Annotated in this window: 20 protein-coding genes, 1 pseudogene and 1 riboswitch; of the genes and pseudogenes, 9 read left to right on the top strand and 12 right to left on the bottom strand. The window is 41.3% G+C overall.

Going from position 1 to position 22,217, the window contains the following annotated elements; genetic code table 11:
• Window positions 1-42: 42 nt before the first annotated feature.
• The gene (locus Q7674_RS12040; protein ID WP_045066157.1) at window positions 43-1,641 is read right to left on the bottom strand and encodes a Na+/H+ antiporter NhaC family protein; all 1,599 of its coding nucleotides are present in this window, start codon (window positions 1,639-1,641) and stop codon (window positions 43-45) included.
• Window positions 1,642-1,726: 85 nt separating this feature from the next.
• Window positions 1,727-1,908, bottom strand: a riboswitch (Lysine riboswitch).
• Between the two features lie 361 nt (window positions 1,909-2,269).
• On the opposite strand from Q7674_RS12040, the gene Q7674_RS12035 reads away from it, so the two are divergent.
• A complete protein-coding gene (locus tag Q7674_RS12035) occupies window positions 2,270-2,665 on the top strand; it encodes an H-NS family histone-like protein (protein WP_008986577.1) in 396 nt (131 codons plus the stop codon).
• 220 nt (window positions 2,666-2,885) lie between these two features.
• On the opposite strand, the gene Q7674_RS12030 is transcribed toward Q7674_RS12035, so the two are convergent.
• Together Q7674_RS12030 and Q7674_RS12025 are read right to left on the bottom strand one after the other, a co-directional pair.
• Window positions 2,886-3,857: a lytic murein transglycosylase gene (locus Q7674_RS12030; RefSeq protein ID WP_045066159.1), complete on the bottom strand. Its 972-nt coding sequence runs from the start codon at window positions 3,855-3,857 to the stop codon at window positions 2,886-2,888.
• A gap of 7 nt (window positions 3,858-3,864) precedes the next feature.
• On the bottom strand, window positions 3,865-4,143 hold the full coding sequence (locus Q7674_RS12025; RefSeq protein ID WP_305423851.1) for a YcgL domain-containing protein: 279 nt from the start codon (window positions 4,141-4,143) through the stop codon (window positions 3,865-3,867).
• 221 nt (window positions 4,144-4,364) lie between these two features.
• On the opposite strand from Q7674_RS12025, the gene minC reads away from it, so the two are divergent.
• From minC to minE, 3 genes are read left to right on the top strand one after another with little or no spacing between them, the layout of a single operon-like run.
• A complete protein-coding gene (gene minC / locus Q7674_RS12020) occupies window positions 4,365-5,072 on the top strand; it encodes a septum site-determining protein MinC (protein ID WP_008986574.1) in 708 nt (235 codons plus the stop codon).
• A gap of 24 nt (window positions 5,073-5,096) precedes the next feature.
• On the top strand, window positions 5,097-5,909 hold the full coding sequence (minD, locus tag Q7674_RS12015; RefSeq protein WP_008986573.1) for a septum site-determining protein MinD: 813 nt from the start codon (window positions 5,097-5,099) through the stop codon (window positions 5,907-5,909).
• 6 nt (window positions 5,910-5,915) lie between these two features.
• Window positions 5,916-6,179, top strand: coding sequence for a cell division topological specificity factor MinE (minE, locus tag Q7674_RS12010; RefSeq protein ID WP_305423849.1), 264 nt, complete (start codon window positions 5,916-5,918; stop codon window positions 6,177-6,179).
• 58 nt (window positions 6,180-6,237) lie between these two features.
• Here minE and rnd read toward each other — a convergent pair whose 3' ends face one another.
• From rnd to yoaA, 7 genes are all read right to left on the bottom strand, one after another.
• Window positions 6,238-7,365, bottom strand: coding sequence for a ribonuclease D (gene rnd / locus Q7674_RS12005; protein ID WP_305423848.1), 1,128 nt, complete (start codon window positions 7,363-7,365; stop codon window positions 6,238-6,240).
• Window positions 7,366-7,529: 164 nt separating this feature from the next.
• The gene (gene fadD / locus Q7674_RS12000) at window positions 7,530-9,215 is read right to left on the bottom strand and encodes a long-chain-fatty-acid--CoA ligase FadD (protein WP_008986571.1); all 1,686 of its coding nucleotides are present in this window, start codon (window positions 9,213-9,215) and stop codon (window positions 7,530-7,532) included.
• Window positions 9,216-9,392: 177 nt separating this feature from the next.
• Complete coding sequence (locus Q7674_RS11995) at window positions 9,393-10,271, bottom strand: alpha/beta fold hydrolase (protein ID WP_045066163.1); 879 nt, start codon at window positions 10,269-10,271, stop codon at window positions 9,393-9,395.
• A gap of 3 nt (window positions 10,272-10,274) precedes the next feature.
• Window positions 10,275-10,841 (bottom strand): Slp family lipoprotein, encoded by a 567-nt coding sequence (locus Q7674_RS11990; RefSeq protein ID WP_107229731.1) that lies wholly within the window; start codon window positions 10,839-10,841, stop codon window positions 10,275-10,277.
• 117 nt (window positions 10,842-10,958) lie between these two features.
• Window positions 10,959-11,252, bottom strand: a complete 294-nt coding sequence (locus Q7674_RS11985; protein ID WP_023932979.1) for a hypothetical protein — start codon at window positions 11,250-11,252, stop codon at window positions 10,959-10,961.
• Between the two features lie 84 nt (window positions 11,253-11,336).
• Window positions 11,337-12,038 carry a tRNA (adenosine(37)-N6)-threonylcarbamoyltransferase complex dimerization subunit type 1 TsaB gene (tsaB, locus tag Q7674_RS11980; protein ID WP_023932980.1) on the bottom strand — a complete coding sequence of 234 codons (702 nt, stop codon included), beginning with the start codon at window positions 12,036-12,038 and terminating at the stop codon, window positions 11,337-11,339.
• Entirely contained in the window at window positions 12,039-13,994 is a 1,956-nt protein-coding gene (yoaA, locus tag Q7674_RS11975) for a DNA repair helicase YoaA (RefSeq protein ID WP_023932982.1), read from the bottom strand.
• Window positions 13,995-14,230: 236 nt separating this feature from the next.
• On the opposite strand from yoaA, the gene purU reads away from it, so the two are divergent.
• Window positions 14,231-15,064, top strand: a complete 834-nt coding sequence (gene purU / locus Q7674_RS11970) for a formyltetrahydrofolate deformylase (protein WP_008986565.1) — start codon at window positions 14,231-14,233, stop codon at window positions 15,062-15,064.
• An 89-nt stretch (window positions 15,065-15,153) separates the two neighbouring features.
• Here the strand turns inward: purU and Q7674_RS11965 are convergent, their stop codons facing one another.
• On the bottom strand, window positions 15,154-15,738 hold the full coding sequence (locus Q7674_RS11965; RefSeq protein ID WP_008986564.1) for a VOC family protein: 585 nt from the start codon (window positions 15,736-15,738) through the stop codon (window positions 15,154-15,156).
• Window positions 15,739-16,156: 418 nt separating this feature from the next.
• Here Q7674_RS11965 and argS point away from each other — a divergent pair, with 418 nt between their 5' ends.
• Both argS and Q7674_RS11955 read left to right on the top strand, forming a co-directional pair.
• Window positions 16,157-17,887 (top strand): arginine--tRNA ligase, encoded by a 1,731-nt coding sequence (gene argS / locus Q7674_RS11960; RefSeq protein ID WP_305423844.1) that lies wholly within the window; start codon window positions 16,157-16,159, stop codon window positions 17,885-17,887.
• Window positions 17,888-18,029: 142 nt separating this feature from the next.
• A pseudogene (locus Q7674_RS11955) lies at window positions 18,030-19,419 on the top strand (IS4 family transposase).
• Window positions 19,420-19,480: 61 nt separating this feature from the next.
• On the opposite strand, the gene Q7674_RS11950 reads toward Q7674_RS11955, so the two are convergent.
• Window positions 19,481-20,086 (bottom strand): DUF924 family protein, encoded by a 606-nt coding sequence (locus tag Q7674_RS11950; protein ID WP_045066494.1) that lies wholly within the window; start codon window positions 20,084-20,086, stop codon window positions 19,481-19,483.
• 142 nt (window positions 20,087-20,228) lie between these two features.
• On the opposite strand from Q7674_RS11950, the gene Q7674_RS11945 reads away from it, so the two are divergent.
• Window positions 20,229-20,660 (top strand): HIT domain-containing protein, encoded by a 432-nt coding sequence (locus Q7674_RS11945; RefSeq protein ID WP_045066495.1) that lies wholly within the window; start codon window positions 20,229-20,231, stop codon window positions 20,658-20,660.
• A gap of 143 nt (window positions 20,661-20,803) precedes the next feature.
• Window positions 20,804-22,192 carry an IS4 family transposase gene (locus Q7674_RS11940; RefSeq protein ID WP_305422587.1) on the top strand — a complete coding sequence of 463 codons (1,389 nt, stop codon included), beginning with the start codon at window positions 20,804-20,806 and terminating at the stop codon, window positions 22,190-22,192.
• The last annotated feature ends 25 nt before the right edge of the window (window positions 22,193-22,217 follow it).

Here is a 22,217-nt window from a genome sequence, read left to right as displayed (position 1 = left end):
GCCCATAACATTGTATGGGCTTTCACTACATCGTATTAAAAATCAGCTTTTCACTATTGGTTGATAGGTTCGACGAGACAACCACGCAAAGAACACACATACCATAATGAATGTAGTAATCGCTGCAATAAACGCAACAGGTAATGAATCGGTCATCCCCAATACCAAATAGCCAATCATAGAGACAAAAGCAACCGACATCGCATATGGCAATTGCGTTGCTACGTGATCAATGTGGTGACAACGTGCCCCTGTTGACGACAAAATGGTGGTATCTGAAATCGGCGAACAGTGATCACCAAATACGGAGCCTGCTAATACGCCTGCTAACATTGGTAGCATTAACGCAATATCTGTAGCGCCAGCTAAATCCCCTGCAATCGGTAACATGATACCAAACGTACCCCATGATGTTCCTGTCGAGAATGCCATTGCACCCGATAAGATAAATAGGATCATAGGTAATAACATTGGGCTAATATTGCCTTGAACTAAGGTCGATAAATAACGACCTGTATTCATATCACCAATAACGCTACCGATCGCCCAAGCAAATAATAAAATTAAAATCGCTCCGAACATGGATTTAGCACCAATCCATAATGTTCGAGCAATTTCTTTAAACACAATACGCTGACGGAACACTGGAATAATCGCAGCAACAAGACCAAATAAACCACCTAAACAAAGTGATTTACCCACATCAGTATTTTCAAATGCGCCAAGAATAGCAAAAGATTTACCGTCTGCTGCAAGTGCTTGATAGCCTGTGAAAATCATAAAGAAGAAAGTAGCGGCAATCAGAATAATAATAGGCCACACTAAATCGCCGACTTTACCTTTCTCACTCTCCGTTATTTCTAATTCTTCGGTGAGATCTTTTGCTTGCTCATCAACATCACCGCCCTCATCAAAGCCACGACCATGCATGGCGGCCATCTCATGCTTTTTCATTGGTCCAATATCCCACTGGAACCAAGACACAACAAACACCATAGCTAAAGCAAAGATCGCATAGAAGTTCATTGGCGCTAGCGTTAAGAATGCACTTAGTGGCGTGTACTCAGTTACTCCGTGGGTAACTAAAATGCCACCAATTAAAGTAATAATATAAGCACCCCAGCTTGATGCTGGCATCAATACACACATCGGCGCTGCCGTTGAATCTAATATATAAGCAAGCTTAGAGCGTGAGATATAAAAACGATCGGTTACTGGTCGTGAAATAGAACCGACCGCTAAGCTATTAAAGTAATCATCAACAAAAATAAACACGCCTAAAAAAGCAGCTAGTAACTTGGCACCACGTTTACTTTTGATTTTTGTTTGTGCCCATTCTGCAAACGCACGTGTACCACCGGACAAGGTTAACAGTGCTGTCATCATCCCTAATATAATGAGGAATAATACAATACTCATGTTCCAGGTGTTTACCCCACCATCAGAAATGAATAAGCCTTTTATTGTTCCTCCTAAATAAGAAGCAGAATGATTAAATGAAAAATCATTTAAATAAAGAGCCCCTAATAATATACCTGCGCCAAGTGAAAGTAACACGCGACGAGAAAGTATCGCGAGCACCAGCGCAACTACAGGAGGAATGATTGATACTAATGAATGGGAATAATCGACTAAATTCATGATCTCAACGACAACCGAATTAGGTGGGAGATCTACTGTAGGAGATGGCTATCACCATATATGAAGAGCCTCTTAAAGCTCCCTTCGTCACAGTAGCGCTCCATAGTTAATATGATGTATACACTATGGCAGTGTTACACTTATTCAATGCAACCCCAGTAAGATGATTCGATGTCACGCTTACTTCGGCATTAGCTCCTTTCATTAACCCTCATCGGTTTCACCCTCTTGCTAATTACTGTTAGATAATGCACCTCTACCTTACAATAAGGATGCGAACATTCTACGTAATGTTTCATCATTTGCAACAACATCACAGAAAAGTTTTAACATCTCACAATGAATAACATTGCTTTCATAAATAAATTTTATTCAATTATAGCAACGAAGATGAAATATTATGAACTAAAGCGCATGAGCTGTTTCATTTTGTAACTATTTAACGAGCAATTTATCTTTTTCACTCTATTCTTTTATTTATAAATAGGATTGTTGTTTTAATTAACTATTAAGGGAAATAACGATTAAAGTGTTTTGACATAAAGAATAAAAGTATTACTATTGTAATAAATGATTCGACACTGCTATTATTATTTACAGTTAGTTAAAAATAACAGGAAATATAAAAATGTCTGATGCAATGAAAGCACTTTTAAACCTTCGTAGTCTTCGTGCGCTTTCTCGTGAATATACTCTAGAGCAACTAGAAGAAGCACTTGAGAAATTAACTACCGTTGTTCAAGAACGTGCTGAAGCTGAAGCTGCAGAACAAGCTAAAGAAAATGAGCGTAATGAAAAACTAGCTCAATACCGTGAAATGCTATTAGCTGATGGCATCGACCCAGAAGAATTATTAGCTAGCCTTTCTAAAGCACCAAAAGCAAAACGTGCTGCACGTCCTGCTAAATATAAGTTCATCGACGAAAACGGTGAAGAAAAAACATGGACAGGCCAAGGTCGTACGCCAAGCGCACTTAAGAAAGCACTAGATGAAGGTAAATCTTTAGAAGATTTCGAAATCTAATTCGCTAAAAGCATTACTGAAAAGCCCAACCTCGTTGGGCTTTTTTTATACTTGTTAAAAGCATCTATATCTCGCCTCCCCAAATATAAATAGTCTAAAGGTATAAGTTACCTTTCCCTTATTTTCCATTTTAATACCCAAACCAACATCAACAATAAAAAAGCCAGACAAACATGCCTGGCTTTTAATACATTTAACATGACAATGAAATTAACTTAGATCAATAAATCTTATCTGCTAAATGGCTTACTGCTAATGCAAAATAGTGAGATCGGTTCCATTTCATTAGCGTTTGGTAATTACCGTAAACAAGATACGCACGACCATGATTATCATCAGGTTGAACTAACCACGCTTCAATGTCTTCTTGTGGTAAGTTAGCACCCGATAAGGTACGAACCCCTAATGCTTGCCACTGTGCTAGCGTTTTTCCTTTATCCGCATCAGTACCTTTTAAACTGTCAGATAATGATGATGGGATTTGCACTTGGCGTCCCCAAGTATATTTATCATTCCAGCCAGACTTCTTCAGGTAATTCGCAGCAGAAGCAAATACATCTGCTTTTGTATTCCAGATATCCGCTTTACCGTCATTATTTCCATCAACAGCGAAAGTTAAATAAGAGGTTGGCATAAATTGACACTGACCCATTGCGCCAGCCCACGAACCTCTCATCTCATCAATAGTAATGTGACCTTCTTGAAGAATTTGTAATGCCGCCATAACTTGTTTACGGAATAACTCTTCACGACGACCTTCATAAGCCAATGTCGTTAATGCTTCCACAACATGGTAATTACCTTGTAATTTACCAAAGTTACTTTCAACACCCCACAACGCAACAATAAAGCGAGGCTGAACACCATATTTTTTACCAATGCGATCTAAGGTCTCTTTATTCTCATGATATAAACGACGTGCTTGTTTTACTTTCCAATCAGGCACAGCACGTGGAATATATTGATCTAAAGTTAATTTTTTTTCAGGCTGATTCTTGTCTGCTTTTACTGCGCGGTGCGTAAAAGTAATACCATCAAAAGCAGAATCTAAAATAGGTTCAGATATACCTTTTGAACGTGCTTCAGCTTTTAATTTATTTATGTATGCGTTAAATCCTTCATCAGCAGCAAAAGCTGTTGAGGAAATCCCTAATCCTAAGGCCACAACGGCCGATATTAAACGCTTATGCATAATAACCTTAATTAACTCTGCTAGCTTTGTCGGCTTTATATTGATCCAATAAGTTAGTCACTGGCGGTGGAACTTGAAGATAAAATCCAACCGTATTTAATGCCTCTTTCACTTTTTCAACATCGGCCAATGCTAACTTTCTACCATCAAGCTTTAACACCATAACAAATTGTGGTTTACCAAATGTAGTCATTAATGCTTCAGGTACATCTGAGAAATCATCTTTCTTATTAATATATAAATAAGTGTTATCTTTTTTTAAGCTTTTATAGATTGCACACAACATCTCAATTCGCCTATTTGTTAAAGCTTCCTCTTTCAGACCACAATTTTAACGCATCATTCCCTATTGGTTTATTTTTCACCATAAAGGATGAGACTTTTGTCTGAAATTCCAACGTCAAAGCAAGGATAACTTGCCCCTAACTGCTAGGGAATATACCATGCTACTACCTTTGTGATAATCAACAAGAGTGGTTAATTTAATCACTAACCATAATAACGCCCATGACCAAGACAGCTGAACTTAAAGGGAGCTCGTTCACGCTCTCTGCACTTCATTTAATCGATGGTGATATTAAAAAAGCAACTGATCACCTTAAAGAAAAAGTTGAACTCGCACCTAATTTCTTCGCCTCTGCACCTGTTGTTATCGATATATCTAATGCAGGCAAAGATATTAACTTTAAGCAGTTAAAAGCCGGAATTGTTGACGCAGGTATGATCCCTGTGGGTATTAGTGGTTGCAAAGAGCCTGAGTTACAAAAACAAGCAAAATCTGCTGGTTTTGCTATTATGAATGCCGCTCGTTCAGTAAAAGAGCAATCAACAGCAGAATCTACTGAAGTAGAACCATCTCCTCAGCCAGAAGAAAAAGGCCGAGAGTCAGCACTTATTATTCGCACCCCTGTTCGTTCAGGTCAGCAGATTTACGCAAAAAATCGTGACCTTGTCATTCTCAATCATGTGAGTGCTGGCGCTGAAATTCTTGCTGATGGTTGTATTCATATTTACGGAACACTACGTGGTCGCGCTATTGCAGGTGCCAATGGAGACCAAGAAGCAACAATTTTCTGTCAGAACTTGCAATCTGAATTGATTTCAGTTGCAGGAAACTACTGGCTAAGTGATAACATTCAGGAAGAGTTCTGGGGCAAAGGTGTAGTTATCTCTATTGCTAATAATACACTCAGCATCGAGCACCTGGCTTTATAAAAGTTTTAATAAGGAATTGAGTAAATGGCACGAATTATCGTTGTTACTTCAGGTAAAGGTGGCGTTGGTAAAACAACTTCAAGCGCTGCCATTGCATCTGGCCTAGCATTATGCGGTAAAAAAACTGCAGTTATCGATTTTGATATCGGTCTGCGTAACCTAGATCTCATTATGGGTTGTGAACGCCGTGTCGTTTATGACTTCGTTAATGTTATTAACGGCGAAGCAAATTTAAACCAAGCACTAATCAAAGATAAGCGCGTTGACAACTTGTTTGTTCTTCCTGCATCTCAGACTCGTGATAAAGATGCACTTTCTCGTGAAGGTGTTGAGCGCGTTTTAAATGACTTGGATAAAATGGGCTTTGAATTCATTATCTGTGACTCACCTGCAGGTATTGAAACAGGTGCATTAATGGCACTTTACTTCGCAGATGAAGCGATTGTAACAACCAACCCTGAAGTTTCTTCTGTTCGTGACTCTGACCGTATCCTAGGTATTCTAGATTCTAAGTCACGCCGTGCAGAACAAGGTAAAGATGCAGTTAAACAACACCTGCTACTAACACGCTACAACCCGACACGTGTAACGCAAGGTGAAATGCTAAGCGTTCAAGATGTTGAAGAAATTTTGCATATTCCTCTTTTAGGTGTTATTCCTGAAAGCCAAGCAGTGCTAAACGCGTCTAACAAGGGTGAACCAGTTATTTTCGATAAAGAATCTGATGCTGGTATTGCTTATGAAGATACAGTAGCACGCTTATTGGGTGAGGAACGCCCGTTTAAATTCTTAGAGGAAGAGAAGAAAGGCTTCCTAAAACGCTTATTTGGAGGCTAACTTTATATGGCACTGCTCGAGTTTTTCCGCCCGAAAAAGACGAAAACAGCGAACGTAGCGAAGGAAAGACTACAAATTATCGTCGCTGAACGTCGTAGTGCTGGACAATCGACTCCAGCCTACCTACCTCAGCTAAAACAAGATATTTTAGATGTGATCAGTAAGTACGTACAAATCGACCCAAATCAAGTGTCTGTGAACCTTGATCATAAAGAGGAAGATTTATCCGTACTCGAACTTAACGTAACGTTACCTGACGAAGAACGTTAATACGGAAAAACCCGCAGATAGCGGGTTTTTTCTTATCTAAAGCTTAAGTAAAGTTCGCTTAAGCTTTCTCATCCAAAATCGTTAATACACGCTGTTCAAACAGATCACGACGCCAGTTTTTCAGCATTTCAGGGCGTTTCTCTTCTTTACGATCATGTTTCCATGCCCAAGAAAGCACTTGGTGTATTTGCTTTTTCGATGCTAAAAACTCAGGGGCTAACCCCGTCTCTTTCTCTACTTCAGTCACCACGTCTTTAATGTATTTCACCATTTGCTTATAGCCAGGGAAATCCACTAAACGCTCAATTTTAGCTGGGTAGTCTTGCGCTGCAATATGCTCACAATCATGCACCATCTTTAGTAAGCGATTACCGTGACGCTGGATCTCCATTGGCTCGAAGCCTTCTTTCTCAAGCCCTGCTCGTGACTTGATATTAAAGCGAGCTAGTTTCCATAGGTGCAACTCTTTAACAATGAAGTTTAAGGCAATATCACGCTTTTGCGCTTCGCGAACTCGCCATGCTGCTACCTTTTGTAATACCGCTAATTGCGACGGATATAACTGCCATGCATTTTTAATATCTAAATATGCTTTCTCAGGATCAATAGGTTTAATACGGCGTAACATGACAGAATTACATTCTTGCTGTAGCGCTTCCATGTACCCTGTCGCTTCGACTTTTGCGAGTAGGGTTTCATACAATGGCTTTAAGTAGTGAACATCTGCCGCAGCATAATCTAATTGCTTCGCCGTTAATGGGCGAGCTAGCCAGTTAGTACGCGCTTCACCTTTATCAAGCTCCACACCCACATATTCTTTAACTAATGCACCAAAGCCCGTTGAGATACCATGACCCAAAAATGCCGCCATTAGCTGAGTATCAAGCATTGGCGTTGGTAGGCAACCTGCGTGGTGTTGGAATACTTCTAAATCTTCACCACAAGCATGAAGGACTTTAATTACAGATTGATCACGCAATAGTGCCCATAGCGGCTCCATATCATCAATCTCTAACGGATCAATTAACGATAAATGCTCACCATCGAATAATTGAATCAAACCTAAACGCGGATATAGCGTGCGCGTACGGACAAACTCTGTATCCAGCATAACGGCAGCCTGCGTTTTGGCTGAGTCACAACGCTGTTGTAATTGCTCGGTTGTTGTAATTATGTCGAAGTTCACATGATACCTTTTCGGTGCAGGGCTAAATCATTAACCTTTTAGTAAATTATATTAAGAAAAATGCCGACGTATTAACGTCGGCATCTATAGTATCGTGCAATGGTACGTAATTACATATCTCATCAAAAACTGACGAGTATTTTTACGTACTTAGCTAGCGATACTTATTGCTGTTGTGCTTTTTTGTCAGACTCTTCACGCAATACACGACGTAGGATCTTACCTACGTTGGTTTTTGGTAAATCATCCATAAACTCAACCACTTTAGGGATCTTGTAACCCGTTAAGTGTTGGCGACAGTGTGCAATCAGCTCGTCTTTGGTTAGACTTGGGTCGCGTTTTACCACACAAAGCTTCACCACTTCACCAGACACTTCATGTGCCTGACCGATCGCAGCTACTTCAAGCACTTTGTCATGTAGCGCAACAACGTCTTCGATTTCATTAGGATAAACGTTAAAGCCTGATACTAAGATCATGTCTTTCTTACGATCAACGATATGTAGGAAACCTTCGTCATCGAATTTAACAATATCACCCGTTGATAACCAACCATCTTCAGTTAACACTTCTTTGGTTGCTTCAGGACGTTGCCAGTAACCTTTCATCACTTGAGGACCACGAACTTGTAGCTCACCCACTTCCTCAATACCAACTACATTACCTTCATCATCAACCATACGAATTTCAGTTGAAGGAACAGGCAGACCGATAGAGCCATTGTATTTGGTTAAATCGTACGGGTACGCTGCAACCAGTGGTGAACACTCCGTTAAGCCGTAACCTTCAAGTAAGTAATTACCAGTGATCTTTTGCCATTTTTCCGCAACAGCACGCTGTACAGACATACCACCACCAACAGATAGACGCAGATGGCTAAAATCTAGCTCTTGGAAATCTTCGTTATTGATCAACGCATTAAATAGCGTATTTACACCAGTAATGGCCGTAAATTGGTAACGCTGTAGCTCTTTCACAAACGTTGGAATATCACGAGGGTTAGTGATCAATAGGTTTTGACCGCCCATTTCCATTAGCAGTAAACAGTTAACCGTTAATGCGAATACGTGATATAGCGGTAAGGCAGTAACAATAAGCTCACGACCTTCCGTTAATACAGGGCCATAAGCGCCTTTCGCCTGCATCACGTTTGACACCATATTATGGTGAGTCAAGATCGCACCTTTCGCTACACCTGTAGTGCCGCCCGTGTATTGCAGAAATGCCATATCATCGCCAGTAATAAACGGCTTAACATATTGCATACGACGACCTTTACGCAGCGCCATACGCATGGATGTTGCATGAGGTAAATGGTACTTCGGCACCATTTTCTTAATGTACTTAACAACGAAGTTAACTAATGTACCTTTAGGACGTGATAACTGATCACCAAGGCTAGTTAGAATAACGTTCTTAACACAGGTATTTTTAACAACAGCTTCTAGCGTATGAGCGAAGTTAGAAACGATAACGATCGCTTTCGCGCCAGAGTCATTTAACTGGTGCTCTAACTCACGTGGTGTGTATAACGGGTTAACGTTTACAACAACACAGCCTGCACGCAAAATACCGAACAGTGCGATAGGATATTGCAGCAAGTTTGGCATCATTACCGCAACACGATCGCCTTTTTGCAACTTCAATTCATTTTGCAGGTACGCGGCGAAAGCACGGCTACGCTCTTCCAATTTACGGAAGGTCATCACCTGACCCATGTTAATAAATGCGGTTTGATCAGCGTATTTACGTACTGATTGCTCAAACATATCAACTAATGATGAATATGCATCCGGATTAATTTCTGCTGGTACATCTTTCGGATAGCGGCTAAGCCAAACTTTATCCACTTGCACTCTCCTTATTATTAGACTGCGTTGCTACCTATAGCAATATAGGTAAAGGCTGCAATGAAAAAATCAAACAAGCGTTTATTTGCCTGCATTACAGCACAATTAACTTATAATTAACATCTTGCTAAATTTACTGAGTTTGAAACTTTGAAGTCACTCATTGAAAAGCAAAGATTAATCTCTTTGAGGGGAAATAAAGCCTTGAATACAATCAGATACCACATCAGGCTGCTCTAAGTGACAATGGTGCCCCCCTGCAACCACTACCTGAGAAAACTGTTTAATGCCGTATTTCTGTTGCGGATTATCTCGCAAGATAGGAAAACCATGACTGCCGACAATAGAGTAAATAGGCACTTCAATAGACGACATAATGGCCTGCGCTTGTGATAACGTCATGCGATACAACGAATCACAACGTAAACGATGATCATGTCGCCAATACCATTTTCCATCATGCTCAACAGTAGCCCGCTCTACAACTGGTACTAAACATGCCGTCGGCAAGCCATTCACATTAGCCCGCAGTTGCAATGCTTCATCAAACGACACCATTACCCGTGCTTTACGGCGTCCACGCTGTTTGCGATATTGCTGACGACTTTTCAATCCTTGCTTTAATCGCTGTACCGCTAAAGCAGGCTCTTCAACTACAGGCGCTAGTCCTTCAATTAAGATCAACTGCTCAACATGTTCAGGATAAGCGGCACTGTAACAGCTTGAAATAATGGCACCCAGTGAATGTCCAACTAAACACACTGACTTAACAGGTAGCTGTAAAATCACTTGGTGTAAATCATCAATATAATCGAAGAAATGATAATAGTTATCTTCACTTCGAGATTGCGATAATCCATGCCCCGGCAAATCAATCGCGACAAGATTAAAGTCAGCGTCTAATCGTTGCCAAAGCGTTGAAAACGTTGCTGCATTATCTTGCCAACCATGGAGAAACAACAACACAGACTTGTTATTTTTAATCGGAGCAGAGAGCGAAAAATTCGCCAATCCAGCTAACTCAATTTCTGCAAGGCGAAAGGTTATCGCTTCCATCAATTACATTACCACTCTGTCTACGACACGGCCTTCAATACCAAACGGCGGCATAAAGTAATCATCGCCCCAGAACCCACAATTAAAGCCAATACAACGGTTAAATCGCATTGGTGTTTCCATTTGGATTTGTTGCTGAACCTGCCAAATTTGCTCACCTGTCACTGTAACAACAGGGAAGGTGTAATCGTATTGACCTACTTTACCTTTTTCCGTTCCAGTATATTGTCCCACCACAGTTAATAAACGCCCTTTGGCATACTCAATAGGATCGAGAAAGCCAGGTACATTCGCAATAAATCTACCTTGAGGTTTACTGTGTAAGAGTGGTCGACCGTCAGAGGTTAACGGCAATGCGACAATTTCAATCCGTGTTTGCTTTGCTTCATTTTTAATCGAAGCAATGATCCCACCTAACCTTACTTCCTGATGTTGCATTACAGTAGGATGCTCGGTGATAACGTGTAAATCTGTGATAGGATTTTTCGTTTTAGTCTGCAAGCTGGCTGGAACGCTGGCGCAGCCTACCATAAAGATCAATATCAGCCCAAGAAATAGCTTACGAAACATATAAAACCTCACCATAACTGTTCAATTTAACAGCAGAAATACTCATCAATGCACAGTCTGCTGGCACCTTATATTAAAGTGTTAATAGCGAGGAGAATATAGTAAGTGGGAATGGTTTTAAACAACCATATCAATACCGATAAGATTTGAGAGTTGTTCTTTACGGCTATGAAGCATCACATCCATATAAGCAGTCAGTGCTTTTTGATGCTTACCATCAGGACGATCATATTGAAGTTGACGGTATTCTTGATTCGCCAACTCGGGCGATTGAGCCACTGACGATAATGAAGAGGAAACAGGAGAAACAGCCTCACTCGCTGACGCTGTTTGTTTTGCACTTTCTGTTTTATTAGTTGAATTGAGTGGCTTTGATGGTAAAGAAATAACACCATGATTAATAGTTACCATAATCCCCTCTCATCATCCAATAAACCCAAGATTCATCTATAACGAGAGTAGTAGACATAGCTACCACTCTCACTTTTGATACGATCACTCGCGACCTGGTAGCTTTTTCCACGTCACGGTATCACGTAAATACACAGGGCTTGCTTCTTCTGCAAGTACTACTTCACCACGAGCAAATGCAAATTTCGCAAGCTGCACCATATCTTGTGAATCAGGGTATAGCAATGTGCCTTGCTGCATTGCTACAGGTAATTTGCTTAGGGTTTCAGCATACGCTTCCCAACCTGTACCTGCCGTTAACCAAATGCCAGATTCTGTTTGCATAGATTCAACTAACGCTTCAGGTGCAATCACTTGTTCTGCACCGACGACTTGCCAATCACCATCCGCTTTACGTTGGTATTGACCCCAATATAGTTCGCCCATACGTGCATCAATCGCTGATAATACGTTCTCAGCTTGATGAACACGGTAAGTACCTTGCGCCATTGCAGCCAGCGTAGAAACACCAACCATAGGTAAATCAGCACCAAATGCTAAGCCTTGCGCGATACCGATGCCAATGCGCACACCAGTAAAGCTACCAGGGCCTTGACCATAAGCTAATGCATCAAGTTGATTTAATTTAAGACCTGCTTCTGCAAGTACAGTATCAACCATTGGCAAAATTTTTGTTGTGTGCTCACGTGGTGCATATTCACAACGAGAAATAACTTCATCACCCACTAAAAGGGCAACAGAACAGTTTTCAGTTGCAGTATCTACTGCCAAAATTTTGGTGCTCATTCAAGCCTCTGAATGTTGGTTGTCATCTTCAATAACAGTGATGTTATTAATAGTAGACAAAAAGTCACTAACTCCTTCAACACTTCGAGTGCGAGGAATTGGCGGTAAACTTCGTAAAAATACAGCGCCGTAATGCCTTGTCACTAATCGATTATCACAAATGATCAGTGCGCCTTTATCTTTGGTATCACGGATCAAACGCCCAACACCTTGCTTTAAGGTGATTACGGCATCTGGAATTTGCACTTCAGCAAACGGATCGCCCCCACGCATACGACAATCTTCGATACGTGCTTTTAATAACGGATCATCTGGCGCTGTAAACGGCAATTTATCAATGATAACACAGCTAAGGGCTTGGCCTCTAACATCAATCCCTTCCCAAAATGCCCCCGTTGCCACTAATAACGCATTTCCGTGAGCGAGGTATTCATTCAGCAGTTTTTGCTTTGTTGTCTCGCCCTGTGCCAACACTGGCAAATTGAGCTTTTCTCGAAACCCTTCGGCAAGCTCTCGCACCATTTGATGAGAGGTACATAGAAAGAAACAACGCCCGTTATTAGCTTCAATCACAGGCGATAATAACGCCACCAGCTTGTTTGCTAAACCATAGCTATTAGGCTCTGGCAAATGACGAGGCACACACAATAAGGCTTGTTGGTTGTAATCAAACGGGCTTTCTAATGAAAACTGCTTTTTCGGCTCTAACCCAAGACGATGGCTAAAGTGGGTGAAGTTTTCATCGACGGCAAGTGTCGCTGAAGTAAATATCCACGCCCCTTTTTGCTCTGCCATTTGATCTTTAAATTTATCAGCCACTGTTAGCGGCGTAATGTTTAGACTGAACTGTCTTGGCGTACATTCGTACCAATAGGAGTAACCCGTAATAGACGTATCTGCCATACGCTTTAATTTAGCTTTTAACGTCGCAGCTCGTTCAAAGGCGGTATCTAAAAGCTGGCTACGTCCTAATGCTAATTTCAGTACATCATAGGTAAGATCGAGCGCATCAGATAATCGTGTTAACTCACGCTGAACCGCTGGTGTTTGTGAGGCTTCTCGCCAGTTTCCACGAAATCCGGGATCACCTAAAATAATCCGCATTTCAAACGCGGCTTGTTGCAAACGATCCGCTGTTTTCTGTAACTGACGCATATCACGCGCTTCAGTGCGATAGCCGATATCAATATCTTTTGCCAATTCAACCAGCTGGCGACTGGTCAGGCTTTGACCAAAATACTGGCTGGCGATATCTGGCATTTGATGTGCTTCATCGAAAATAAACACTTCAGCTTCTGGAATTAACTCACCAAAGCCTGTTTCCTTAATCGCTAAATCAGCCAAGAATAAGTGATGGTTTACCACTACCACATCCGCTTCCATCGCTTTTCGACGCGCTTTAACCACAAAGCATTCATCATAAGACGGACATTCACGACCTAAGCAGTTGTCATTAGTAGAGGTGATCAACGGAATAACGGGGCTATCTTCTGCGACATCATCACACTCACCAAAATCGCCCGATTTTGATGATGAAGACCATTGGCGAATTTTAACCAATTGAGTAAGCAGTGTAGGATCCGATTCAACATCATGACTTTCTAATACTTGGCGATTTAAGCGATCAATGCATAGGTAATTTGAGCGCCCTTTTAGCAATGCCACTCGCCCTGTAAAGCCAATCGCATCCGCCATTAATGGTAAATCACGGTGGAATAGCTGCTCTTGAAGGTTTTTAGAACCAGTACTGATAATAGTTTTCTTACCACTAAGCAAAGCAGGAATTACATAAGCAAAGGTTTTGCCTGTACCCGTTCCGGCTTCAACCACCAGCTGAGACTCATGTTTGATTGCGTCTGCTACTGCATTCGCCATATCAATTTGGGGTTGGCGAGCCTGAAAACCCGGAATCGCTTTGTCTAACGCACCGCCAGAGGCAAAAAACTTCGTTATCATCTACTTCGCACTATTGGTCATATATACAGTATCTATATTGTCATTATGCCAATTATCTCCTCAACCGACCAGCACTCTCCTTTCACAGAACAGCAATTATCACCCTTCATTTCTCATTAATCAGAGAAGCAAAGACATAAATGCTTTGACCATAAGGTTAAATCTAGGTAATAGTTAATTAAGATCTTTGTAACACGCAGTATATAGACAGGCGTGAATCGTAGTCAGGAATCGACATGGAAAAGAAAACACTTCTCACGGAATGCCCAGATGATATGGGGCTTATCGCGAAAATCACCAATATTTGTCACAAACACCAACTGAACATCATCAACAATAAAGAATATGTTGATAATACACATGATCAATTTTTCATGCGTACCGAGCTGGAAGGCTATTTTAATGACACCACCTTCCTTGCCGATTTAGATCATGCATTGCCACAAGGCAGCAAGCGTCGCTTAATTAGCTCTGATCGAAAAAAAGTCGTGATCATGGTAACCAAAGAGGCTCACTGTTTAGGTGACATTCTAGTTAAAGCATTTGATGGCTCGCTAGATATTGAAATTGCAGCAGTTGTGGGTAACTACAACACGCTACAAGGCCTAACAGAAAAATTTGATATTCCATTCCATCATGTGTGCCATGAAGGTTTGAGCCGTGAAGAGCACGAACAAAAGCTATTAGAAGCGGTACAACAATACCAACCTAACTATGTGGTGCTAGCAAAATACATGCGTATCTTAACGCCAAATTTTGTTGCTCAATTCCCAAATAAAATCATTAATATTCACCACAGTTTCTTACCTGCATTTATTGGTGCCAAACCTTATCAGCAAGCTTTTGAACGTGGTGTGAAAATCATTGGTGCAACAGCACACTTTGTAACCAATGATCTTGATGAAGGGCCAATCATTACCCAAAACGTGATCCCCGTGGATCACAGCTTCAGCGCCGCAGAGATGGCAAAATCAGGTCGTGATGTTGAAAAATCAGTGCTCAGTAAAGCATTAGGATTAGTGGTAGACGATCGCGTGTTTGTTCACGGCAACCGCACCGTTATTCTTTAATAACTAAATACACAATTAAAAAAGCGCAGTCATTACCGCTCAAAAAAAGTCGTAAGCTGCGCTTTTTATTATCTCAACTTTATTCGACGTTAAGCTTGTTCACTTTCCAGTACCGCTTTTAACGAGTGCCCATGTAATTTGATACACACACCATCACGTTTAAAAGCAAAAGTTGGGTTTGGTAAGCGTTCATTATCACCTGCTGGTGAACTTGCTTTTACCTTAATGCCTTTCGCTGCTAAACCATCCCAATCCAAGGTCGGTAATTGCTTTTGCAAATCTTGTTTTAATTCATCGGTTGTTCGTGCGGTTGATGGCACAACAAACTCAATATGCTCCCACCCTTGCTTCGGGTAAGCCTTATCACTTGGGTAAGGCAGTTCTAAGGCTTCAAATGACCAATCGCCAGCTTGTAATGGTTGCTCAAAACCAATAATCACAATTGGGCGTCCATTGATCATATTATTCGACCATTCTTGACCATAACTTAGCCATGCTTGATGTAATGCTTCTGCCAACGTTTGATCGTTAACACGCAAAGCAATGTGATCGGCTTGAAAGCCTTTTAGCGAAATACCTAAATCATCGATTAATGCGGTAATGGCTTTCATGAAGTCTGGTAATTGCGCAAGCATTTGCGTTGGATGAAGATGATGTTGTTCTAACGTGTTCATGAATTAATCCCATTATTGACGACTGAAACTATAATTAGGTGAAGTGAATAATTATCCATTTTTAATGATTTATTGAAACAGGAATTTAACGCACTCCATTCCCAATACAATAACGCGTTACACATTATTTACCCATAACAAAAAAAGTTTAAAAAAAAACGTAAACAATAGGTTTTTCCAGTTGCCAAAGTACCTCTATGTGTGGGTATTATTAGGACAATACCTGCTGCGTATTCAAGACTTCGGTGCATATTTAGATATTCGCGACCCCGTCAAAAATACTCACGTTAATTACTTGATTACCTTTTGTGATCAACTTGTTTTATTTCGTGATTATTTTTGACGGTGATCTTGCGATACGTAGGCATTTTTGCCTCTTATTAATAATTGGCTTTACAAATGATGTAAGGATCAGCGTGTGAACATTCAAGCACTTATTAACGATAAAGTATCTCAGGCTCTAGAAGCCGCTGGCGCACCTGCAGGCAGTCCTGCAGCAGTTCGCCAATCAGCTAAAGCTCAGTTTGGTGATTACCAAGCGAACGGTGTTATGGGCGTAGCAAAGAAGCTAGGTACTAATCCACGCGAATTCGCACAAAAAGTTATCGACTGCTTAGACCTTGACGGTATTGCAGAGAAAGTTGAAATCGCAGGCCCAGGCTTCATCAACATTTTCTTAAACAAAGCATGGTTAGCAGAGCGTGGTGAAGAAGCGCTTAAAGACGAGCGTCTAGCTGTTAACACTGAAACTGCACAAAACATCGTTGTTGACTACTCAGCACCAAACGTTGCTAAAGAAATGCACGTAGGTCACCTACGTTCAACTATCATCGGTGATGCAGTTGTTCGTACGCTTGAATTCCTAGGTCACAATGTTATCCGTGCTAACCACCTTGGTGACTGGGGTACTCAGTTCGGTATGCTTATCGCTAACATGCAGCGTAAAGAGAAAGAAGGCGCTGACGTATCGATGAACATCAGCGATCTTGAAGGCTTTTACCGTGAATCTAAAGTACTTTACGATGAAGACGCAGAGTTCGGTGAAACTGCGCGTAACTTCGTTGTTCGCCTACAAAGCGGTGACGAGTACTGCCTAGAGAAGTGGAAGCAACTTGTTGAGATCACACTAAAGCAGAACCAACGTAACTACGATCGTCTAAACGTGTCGCTAACTGATGACAACGTAATGGGCGAATCTATGTACAACGACATGCTACCTGGCGTTGTTGCAGATCTTAAAGAAAAAGGTCTAGCAGTAGAAAGCGACGGTGCAACGGTTGTTTACCTAGACGAGTACAAAAACAAAGACGGCGAGCCTATGGGTGTGATCATCCAGAAGCGTGACGGCGGTTACCTATACACAACTACCGACATCGCTTGTGCTAAGTACCGTTACGAGCAACTACATGCGGATCGCGTGCTTTACTTCATCGACTCACGTCAGCACCAACACCTAATGATGGCTTGGGAAATCGTACGTAAAGCGGGTTACGTGCCAGAGAGTGTATCTCTAGAGCACCACGCATTCGGTATGATGCTAGGCAAAGACGGTCGTCCATTTAAGACGCGTGCTTGTGGTACAGTTCGTCTAGCAGATCTACTTGATGAAGCAGAAGAGCGTGCTAACAAGCTAATCGAAGAGAAGAACCCTGAACTAAGTGCTGAAGAAAAAGCAAACATTGCACAAACTGTTGCTATGGCTGCAGTTAAGTACTCTGATCTTTCTAAGCACCGTACGACAGACTACATCTTCGATTGGGACAACATGTTGGCATTCGAAGGTAACACTGCACCATACATGCAGTACGCATACACTCGTGTAGCATCTATCTTCAAACGTGCGAACGTTGAACTAGCAGATCTTACTCAACCTATCGTTATCACTGACGAGAAAGAGCAAGCACTACTGTCTAAACTGCTTCAATTCGAAGAAGCTGTTCAATCTGTAGCGCGTGAAGGTCAGCCACACCTAATGTGTACTTACCTATTCGAACTTGCTGGTATGTTCTCTAGCTTCTACGAAGCATGCCCAATTCTTAACGCTGACGAAGCAACCAAGCAAAGCCGCTTGAAGCTTGCAATGCTAACAGCGAAGACTATCAAGCAAGGTCTAGATCTGCTTGGTATCGAAACACTAGAGCGTATGTAATTCACATTCCTCTTTACATTAAAAAGCCTTCCATCTGGACTGTCTCTTATACACAAATCCCTAAGCCAATGCTTGGGGATTTTTTTGAACTAATTTTATGTTTCATGATCTGATCATCTAAGCAATGATAAGGATGATTATGATGACCTATATAGAACCAACTCTTTGGGCTCAAAAACAATTCGGTCAAGCCGATCTTAATGACCCAAGACGCACTCAAAGACTCGTTGCTCTAGCTACCTCTCTGGCTGAACAACCTGGTATCCCTATCTCAAAACTCATCATCTCCCCAGCCGATATGGAAGGGGCTTATCGCTTTATTCGTAATGACCAAATCAAAGCAGAAGATATTGCAGAAGCTGGATTCTATGTCACAGCACAAGAAGCTTTTGAACAACAAACACTGCTTGCATTGGAAGATACCACTTCTCTAAGTTACTCACATCACAGCATACAAGATACACTCGGGCATTCCAATCAAGGTAATCGACACCGAGCAATGTTCGTTCATTCAACGTTGCTTTTTGCTCCCGAAACTCACACTGTAGTTGGTTTAATCGAACAACAACGCTGGACCCGAGATATTGAAAAACGTGGTCAAAGACACCAGCATGCAACTCGACCATACAAAGAAAAAGAAAGTTATAAATGGGAACAAGCATCTCGCCATGTTGCAGAGCGACTAGGCGAGAAAATGTCAGAGGTTATTTCTGTATGTGATAGAGAAGCCGATTTATTCGAGTACCTCACTTACAAGCACGAGCAACAACAACGATTTATCGTTCGCTCAATGCAAAGTCGCTGTATCGAGGAGCATGATAATCGTCTTTATGACTACGCTTCCAAGTTGTTATCAGCAGGAAGCAAAGAGCTAAAAATACCGCAAAAAAGGCGGTCGTAAGTCCCGCACGGCTCATCTAGACATCAAATATGCTCCCGTGACACTTAAGTCTCCCGCTAATAAAAAAGAGTTCGATAATATCTCTCTCTACTATGTTGGATGTATAGAGCAAGGTGAGAGTGACGACAAGCTCGCATGGCATTTACTGACATCAGAGCCTGTAACGAACAAAGAGGAAGCACTTAACATCGTCAGTTATTATGAGCGTCGTTGGCTGATAGAAGATTTTCACAAGGTTTGGAAAAGTGAAGGCACGCAAGTTGAACAACTGAGAATGCAAAGTAAAGATAACTTAGAAAGGCTCAGTGTTATTTTGGCATTTATTGCTACTCGTTTACTCCAGTTAAGATTTATGAACGAATCTAAAGAGTTATCTAGTAGCTGTTGTGAACGGGTGTTAAAAGGTAAAGCGTGGAAGCTTATGTGGTTAAAATTGGAGAAGAAAAAGCTGCCCAAAGAAGCACCAAATATATCGTGGGCTTACAAAAGTATTGCACGGTTAGGTGGTTGGAAAGATACCAAGCGGACGGGTCGCGCTTCTGTAAAGACATTATGGCAAGGATGGTTTAGGTTACAAACCATCCTTGAAGGATATGAACTAGCTAAGTCTCTTGAACACAATGACTTGTGATCAAGAGACAGTCCATCTGGAAGGCTTTTTTATATCTGACGAATAAGTAACACAACTAAAGTTATTGCCCGAATCGCTGACCACCGTCGTTGAGCCAAGCAAGTTCGCCTTGAGTTGATAAGCGTCCTTGTACTGCATTGCGGTAAGGAAAACGACCAAACTGTTTGATCACCTCAAAATGGCTTTTGGCATAGTTATAAAAGCCGTCGAAAAGCTCACTATTTTCAGCTGAAGTACATTCTGTTAATTGTTTAAAACGGAACACACTCTCTTCTTGATCTTCTAAATCTTCAGCGTGCTCTAATGGTAAATAGAAGAACACACGCTCAATTGCCGTTAATTCCATATCTTGATTTAACGCTAAGCCACGTTTACATAGTGCTAAAGCTAATGAATCGTAACGAAACGCGGCACTTAAGCCTCGGTAAATATTACGGCTAAATTGATCTAATAAGATGATTAATGCTAAACGCCCTTTCGCTGTTTCACACCAATGATTCAATTCACCTTTACCTGCTTTACTTACCCACGATTGAAAGTGAGTTTTAATATAAGCATCAACCTCATCGCCGCCTAGAAACCAAAGTGAGTGTTTATTTTCTTTTGTCACTTCACCATCGAGTTCGCCAAACCAATAATCGAGTACAAACTGATATTCGCTTGCCATACATAGCCTCACAATAAATTCGTGTAATTAACAAAATGTTAGAGAATACGTTAAGGATAATACCAATAAGCTGGAATTAGGCATACTATGATAACTATTGCTCTGGCTTGTGAGCCATAATGTACCATTAAGGAATAATTACATGCATTTCACTCTTCATCCTCGTCTAGAATCAGATACTACAGTGCTTGGTGACTTTCCTCTTTCTCGTGTTTTACTATCAAAAGAAGCTTTAGGTCCGTGGATTATCCTCGTTCCTCGTGTTGACGAACTGCGTGAGATCCACCACCTACCAGAACAAGATCAATTTCAATTAATGCGCGAATCCAGTGCAGTTGCAACTTTGCTAGAAAATGATTACCAAGCCGAAAAAATTAATGTTGGTGCATTAGGTAATTTAGTCCCACAGCTGCATTTACACCACATTGCACGCTTTAGTAATGATATCGCATGGCCTGGTCCAATTTGGGGTAACACTGATGGCACCCAACGTAGTGATGAATTACAAGCGGCATTAGCAGAAGAGTTACGTGCAGAACTAAGTCAAATTGAAGGCTTTAGCGCTATCAGTTAATAACTAAAAGCATAGATAAACAAAAAGGCAGCTCGTAAGCCTGTCTCTTATACACAAATCCCTAAGCCAATGCTTGGGGATTTTTTTGAACTAATTTTATGTTTCATGATCTGATCATCTAAGCAATGATAAGGATGATTATGATGACCTATATAGAACCAACTCTTTGGGCTCAAAAACAATTCGGTCAAGCCGATCTTAATGACCCAAGACGCACTCAAAGACTCGTTGCTCTAGCTACCTCTCTGGCTGAACAACCTGGTATCCCTATCTCAAAACTCATCATCTCCCCAGCCGATATGGAAGGGGCTTATCGCTTTATTCGTAATGACCAAATCAAAGCAGAAGATATTGCAGAAGCTGGATTCTATGTCACAGCACAAGAAGCTTTTGAACAACAAACACTGCTTGCATTGGAAGATACCACTTCTCTAAGTTACTCACATCACAGCATACAAGATACACTCGGGCATTCCAATCAAGGTAATCGACACCGAGCAATGTTCGTTCATTCAACGTTGCTTTTTGCTCCCGAAACTCACACTGTAGTTGGTTTAATCGAACAACAACGCTGGACCCGAGATATTGAAAAACGTGGTCAAAGACACCAGCATGCAACTCGACCATACAAAGAAAAAGAAAGTTATAAATGGGAACAAGCATCTCGCCATGTTGCAGAGCGACTAGGCGAGAAAATGTCAGAGGTTATTTCTGTATGTGATAGAGAAGCCGATTTATTCGAGTACCTCACTTACAAGCACGAGCAACAACAACGATTTATCGTTCGCTCAATGCAAAGTCGCTGTATCGAGGAGCATGATAATCGTCTTTATGACTACGCTTCCAAGTTGTTATCAGCAGGAAGCAAAGAGCTAAAAATACCGCAAAAAGGCGGTCGTAAGTCCCGCACGGCTCATCTAGACATCAAATATGCTCCCGTGACACTTAAGTCTCCCGCTAATAAAAAAGAGTTCGATAATATCTCTCTCTACTATGTTGGATGTATAGAGCAAGGTGAGAGTGACGACAAGCTCGCATGGCATTTACTGACATCAGAGCCTGTAACGAACAAAGAGGAAGCACTTAACATCGTCAGTTATTATGAGCGTCGTTGGCTGATAGAAGATTTTCACAAGGTTTGGAAAAGTGAAGGCACGCAAGTTGAACAACTGAGAATGCAAAGTAAAGATAACTTAGAAAGGCTCAGTGTTATTTTGGCATTTATTGCTACTCGTTTACTCCAGTTAAGATTTATGAACGAATCTAAAGAGTTATCTAGTAGCTGTTGTGAACGGGTGTTAAAAGGTAAAGCGTGGAAGCTTATGTGGTTAAAATTGGAGAAGAAAAAGCTGCCCAAAGAAGCACCAAATATATCGTGGGCTTACAAAAGTATTGCACGGTTAGGTGGTTGGAAAGATACCAAGCGGACGGGTCGCGCTTCTGTAAAGACATTATGGCAAGGATGGTTTAGGTTACAAACCATCCTTGAAGGATATGAACTAGCTAAGTCTCTTGAACACAATGACTTGTGATCAAGAGACAGGCTCGTAAGCTGCC

Origin of the sequence: Photobacterium leiognathi (assembly GCF_030685535.1) — a bacterium.
Lineage (GTDB): Bacteria > Pseudomonadota > Gammaproteobacteria > Enterobacterales > Vibrionaceae > Photobacterium > Photobacterium leiognathi.
The sequence above is the reverse complement of the archived record's forward strand: the minus strand, read 5'-3'. Positions and strand labels throughout refer to the sequence as shown.

Coding starts and splice junctions, on each gene's coding strand:
- Q7674_RS12040 (WP_045066157.1), bottom strand. CDS start 1,641: ATGAATTTAGTCGATTATTCCCATTCATTAGTATCAATCATTCCTCCT.
- Q7674_RS12035 (WP_008986577.1), top strand. CDS start 2,270: ATGTCTGATGCAATGAAAGCACTTTTAAACCTTCGTAGTCTTCGTGCG.
- Q7674_RS12030 (WP_045066159.1), bottom strand. CDS start 3,857: ATGCATAAGCGTTTAATATCGGCCGTTGTGGCCTTAGGATTAGGGATT.
- Q7674_RS12025 (WP_305423851.1), bottom strand. CDS start 4,143: ATGTTGTGTGCAATCTATAAAAGCTTAAAAAAAGATAACACTTATTTA.
- minC (WP_008986574.1), top strand. CDS start 4,365: ATGACCAAGACAGCTGAACTTAAAGGGAGCTCGTTCACGCTCTCTGCA.
- minD (WP_008986573.1), top strand. CDS start 5,097: ATGGCACGAATTATCGTTGTTACTTCAGGTAAAGGTGGCGTTGGTAAA.
- minE (WP_305423849.1), top strand. CDS start 5,916: ATGGCACTGCTCGAGTTTTTCCGCCCGAAAAAGACGAAAACAGCGAAC.
- Q7674_RS11995 (WP_045066163.1), bottom strand. CDS start 10,271: ATGGAAGCGATAACCTTTCGCCTTGCAGAAATTGAGTTAGCTGGATTG.
- Q7674_RS11990 (WP_107229731.1), bottom strand. CDS start 10,841: ATGTTTCGTAAGCTATTTCTTGGGCTGATATTGATCTTTATGGTAGGC.
- Q7674_RS11985 (WP_023932979.1), bottom strand. CDS start 11,252: ATGGTAACTATTAATCATGGTGTTATTTCTTTACCATCAAAGCCACTC.
- tsaB (WP_023932980.1), bottom strand. CDS start 12,038: ATGAGCACCAAAATTTTGGCAGTAGATACTGCAACTGAAAACTGTTCT.
- yoaA (WP_023932982.1), bottom strand. CDS start 13,994: ATGATAACGAAGTTTTTTGCCTCTGGCGGTGCGTTAGACAAAGCGATT.
- purU (WP_008986565.1), top strand. CDS start 14,231: ATGGAAAAGAAAACACTTCTCACGGAATGCCCAGATGATATGGGGCTT.
- Q7674_RS11965 (WP_008986564.1), bottom strand. CDS start 15,738: ATGAACACGTTAGAACAACATCATCTTCATCCAACGCAAATGCTTGCG.
- Q7674_RS11950 (WP_045066494.1), bottom strand. CDS start 20,086: ATGGCAAGCGAATATCAGTTTGTACTCGATTATTGGTTTGGCGAACTC.
- Q7674_RS11945 (WP_045066495.1), top strand. CDS start 20,229: ATGCATTTCACTCTTCATCCTCGTCTAGAATCAGATACTACAGTGCTT.
- Q7674_RS11940 (WP_305422587.1), top strand. CDS start 20,804: ATGACCTATATAGAACCAACTCTTTGGGCTCAAAAACAATTCGGTCAA.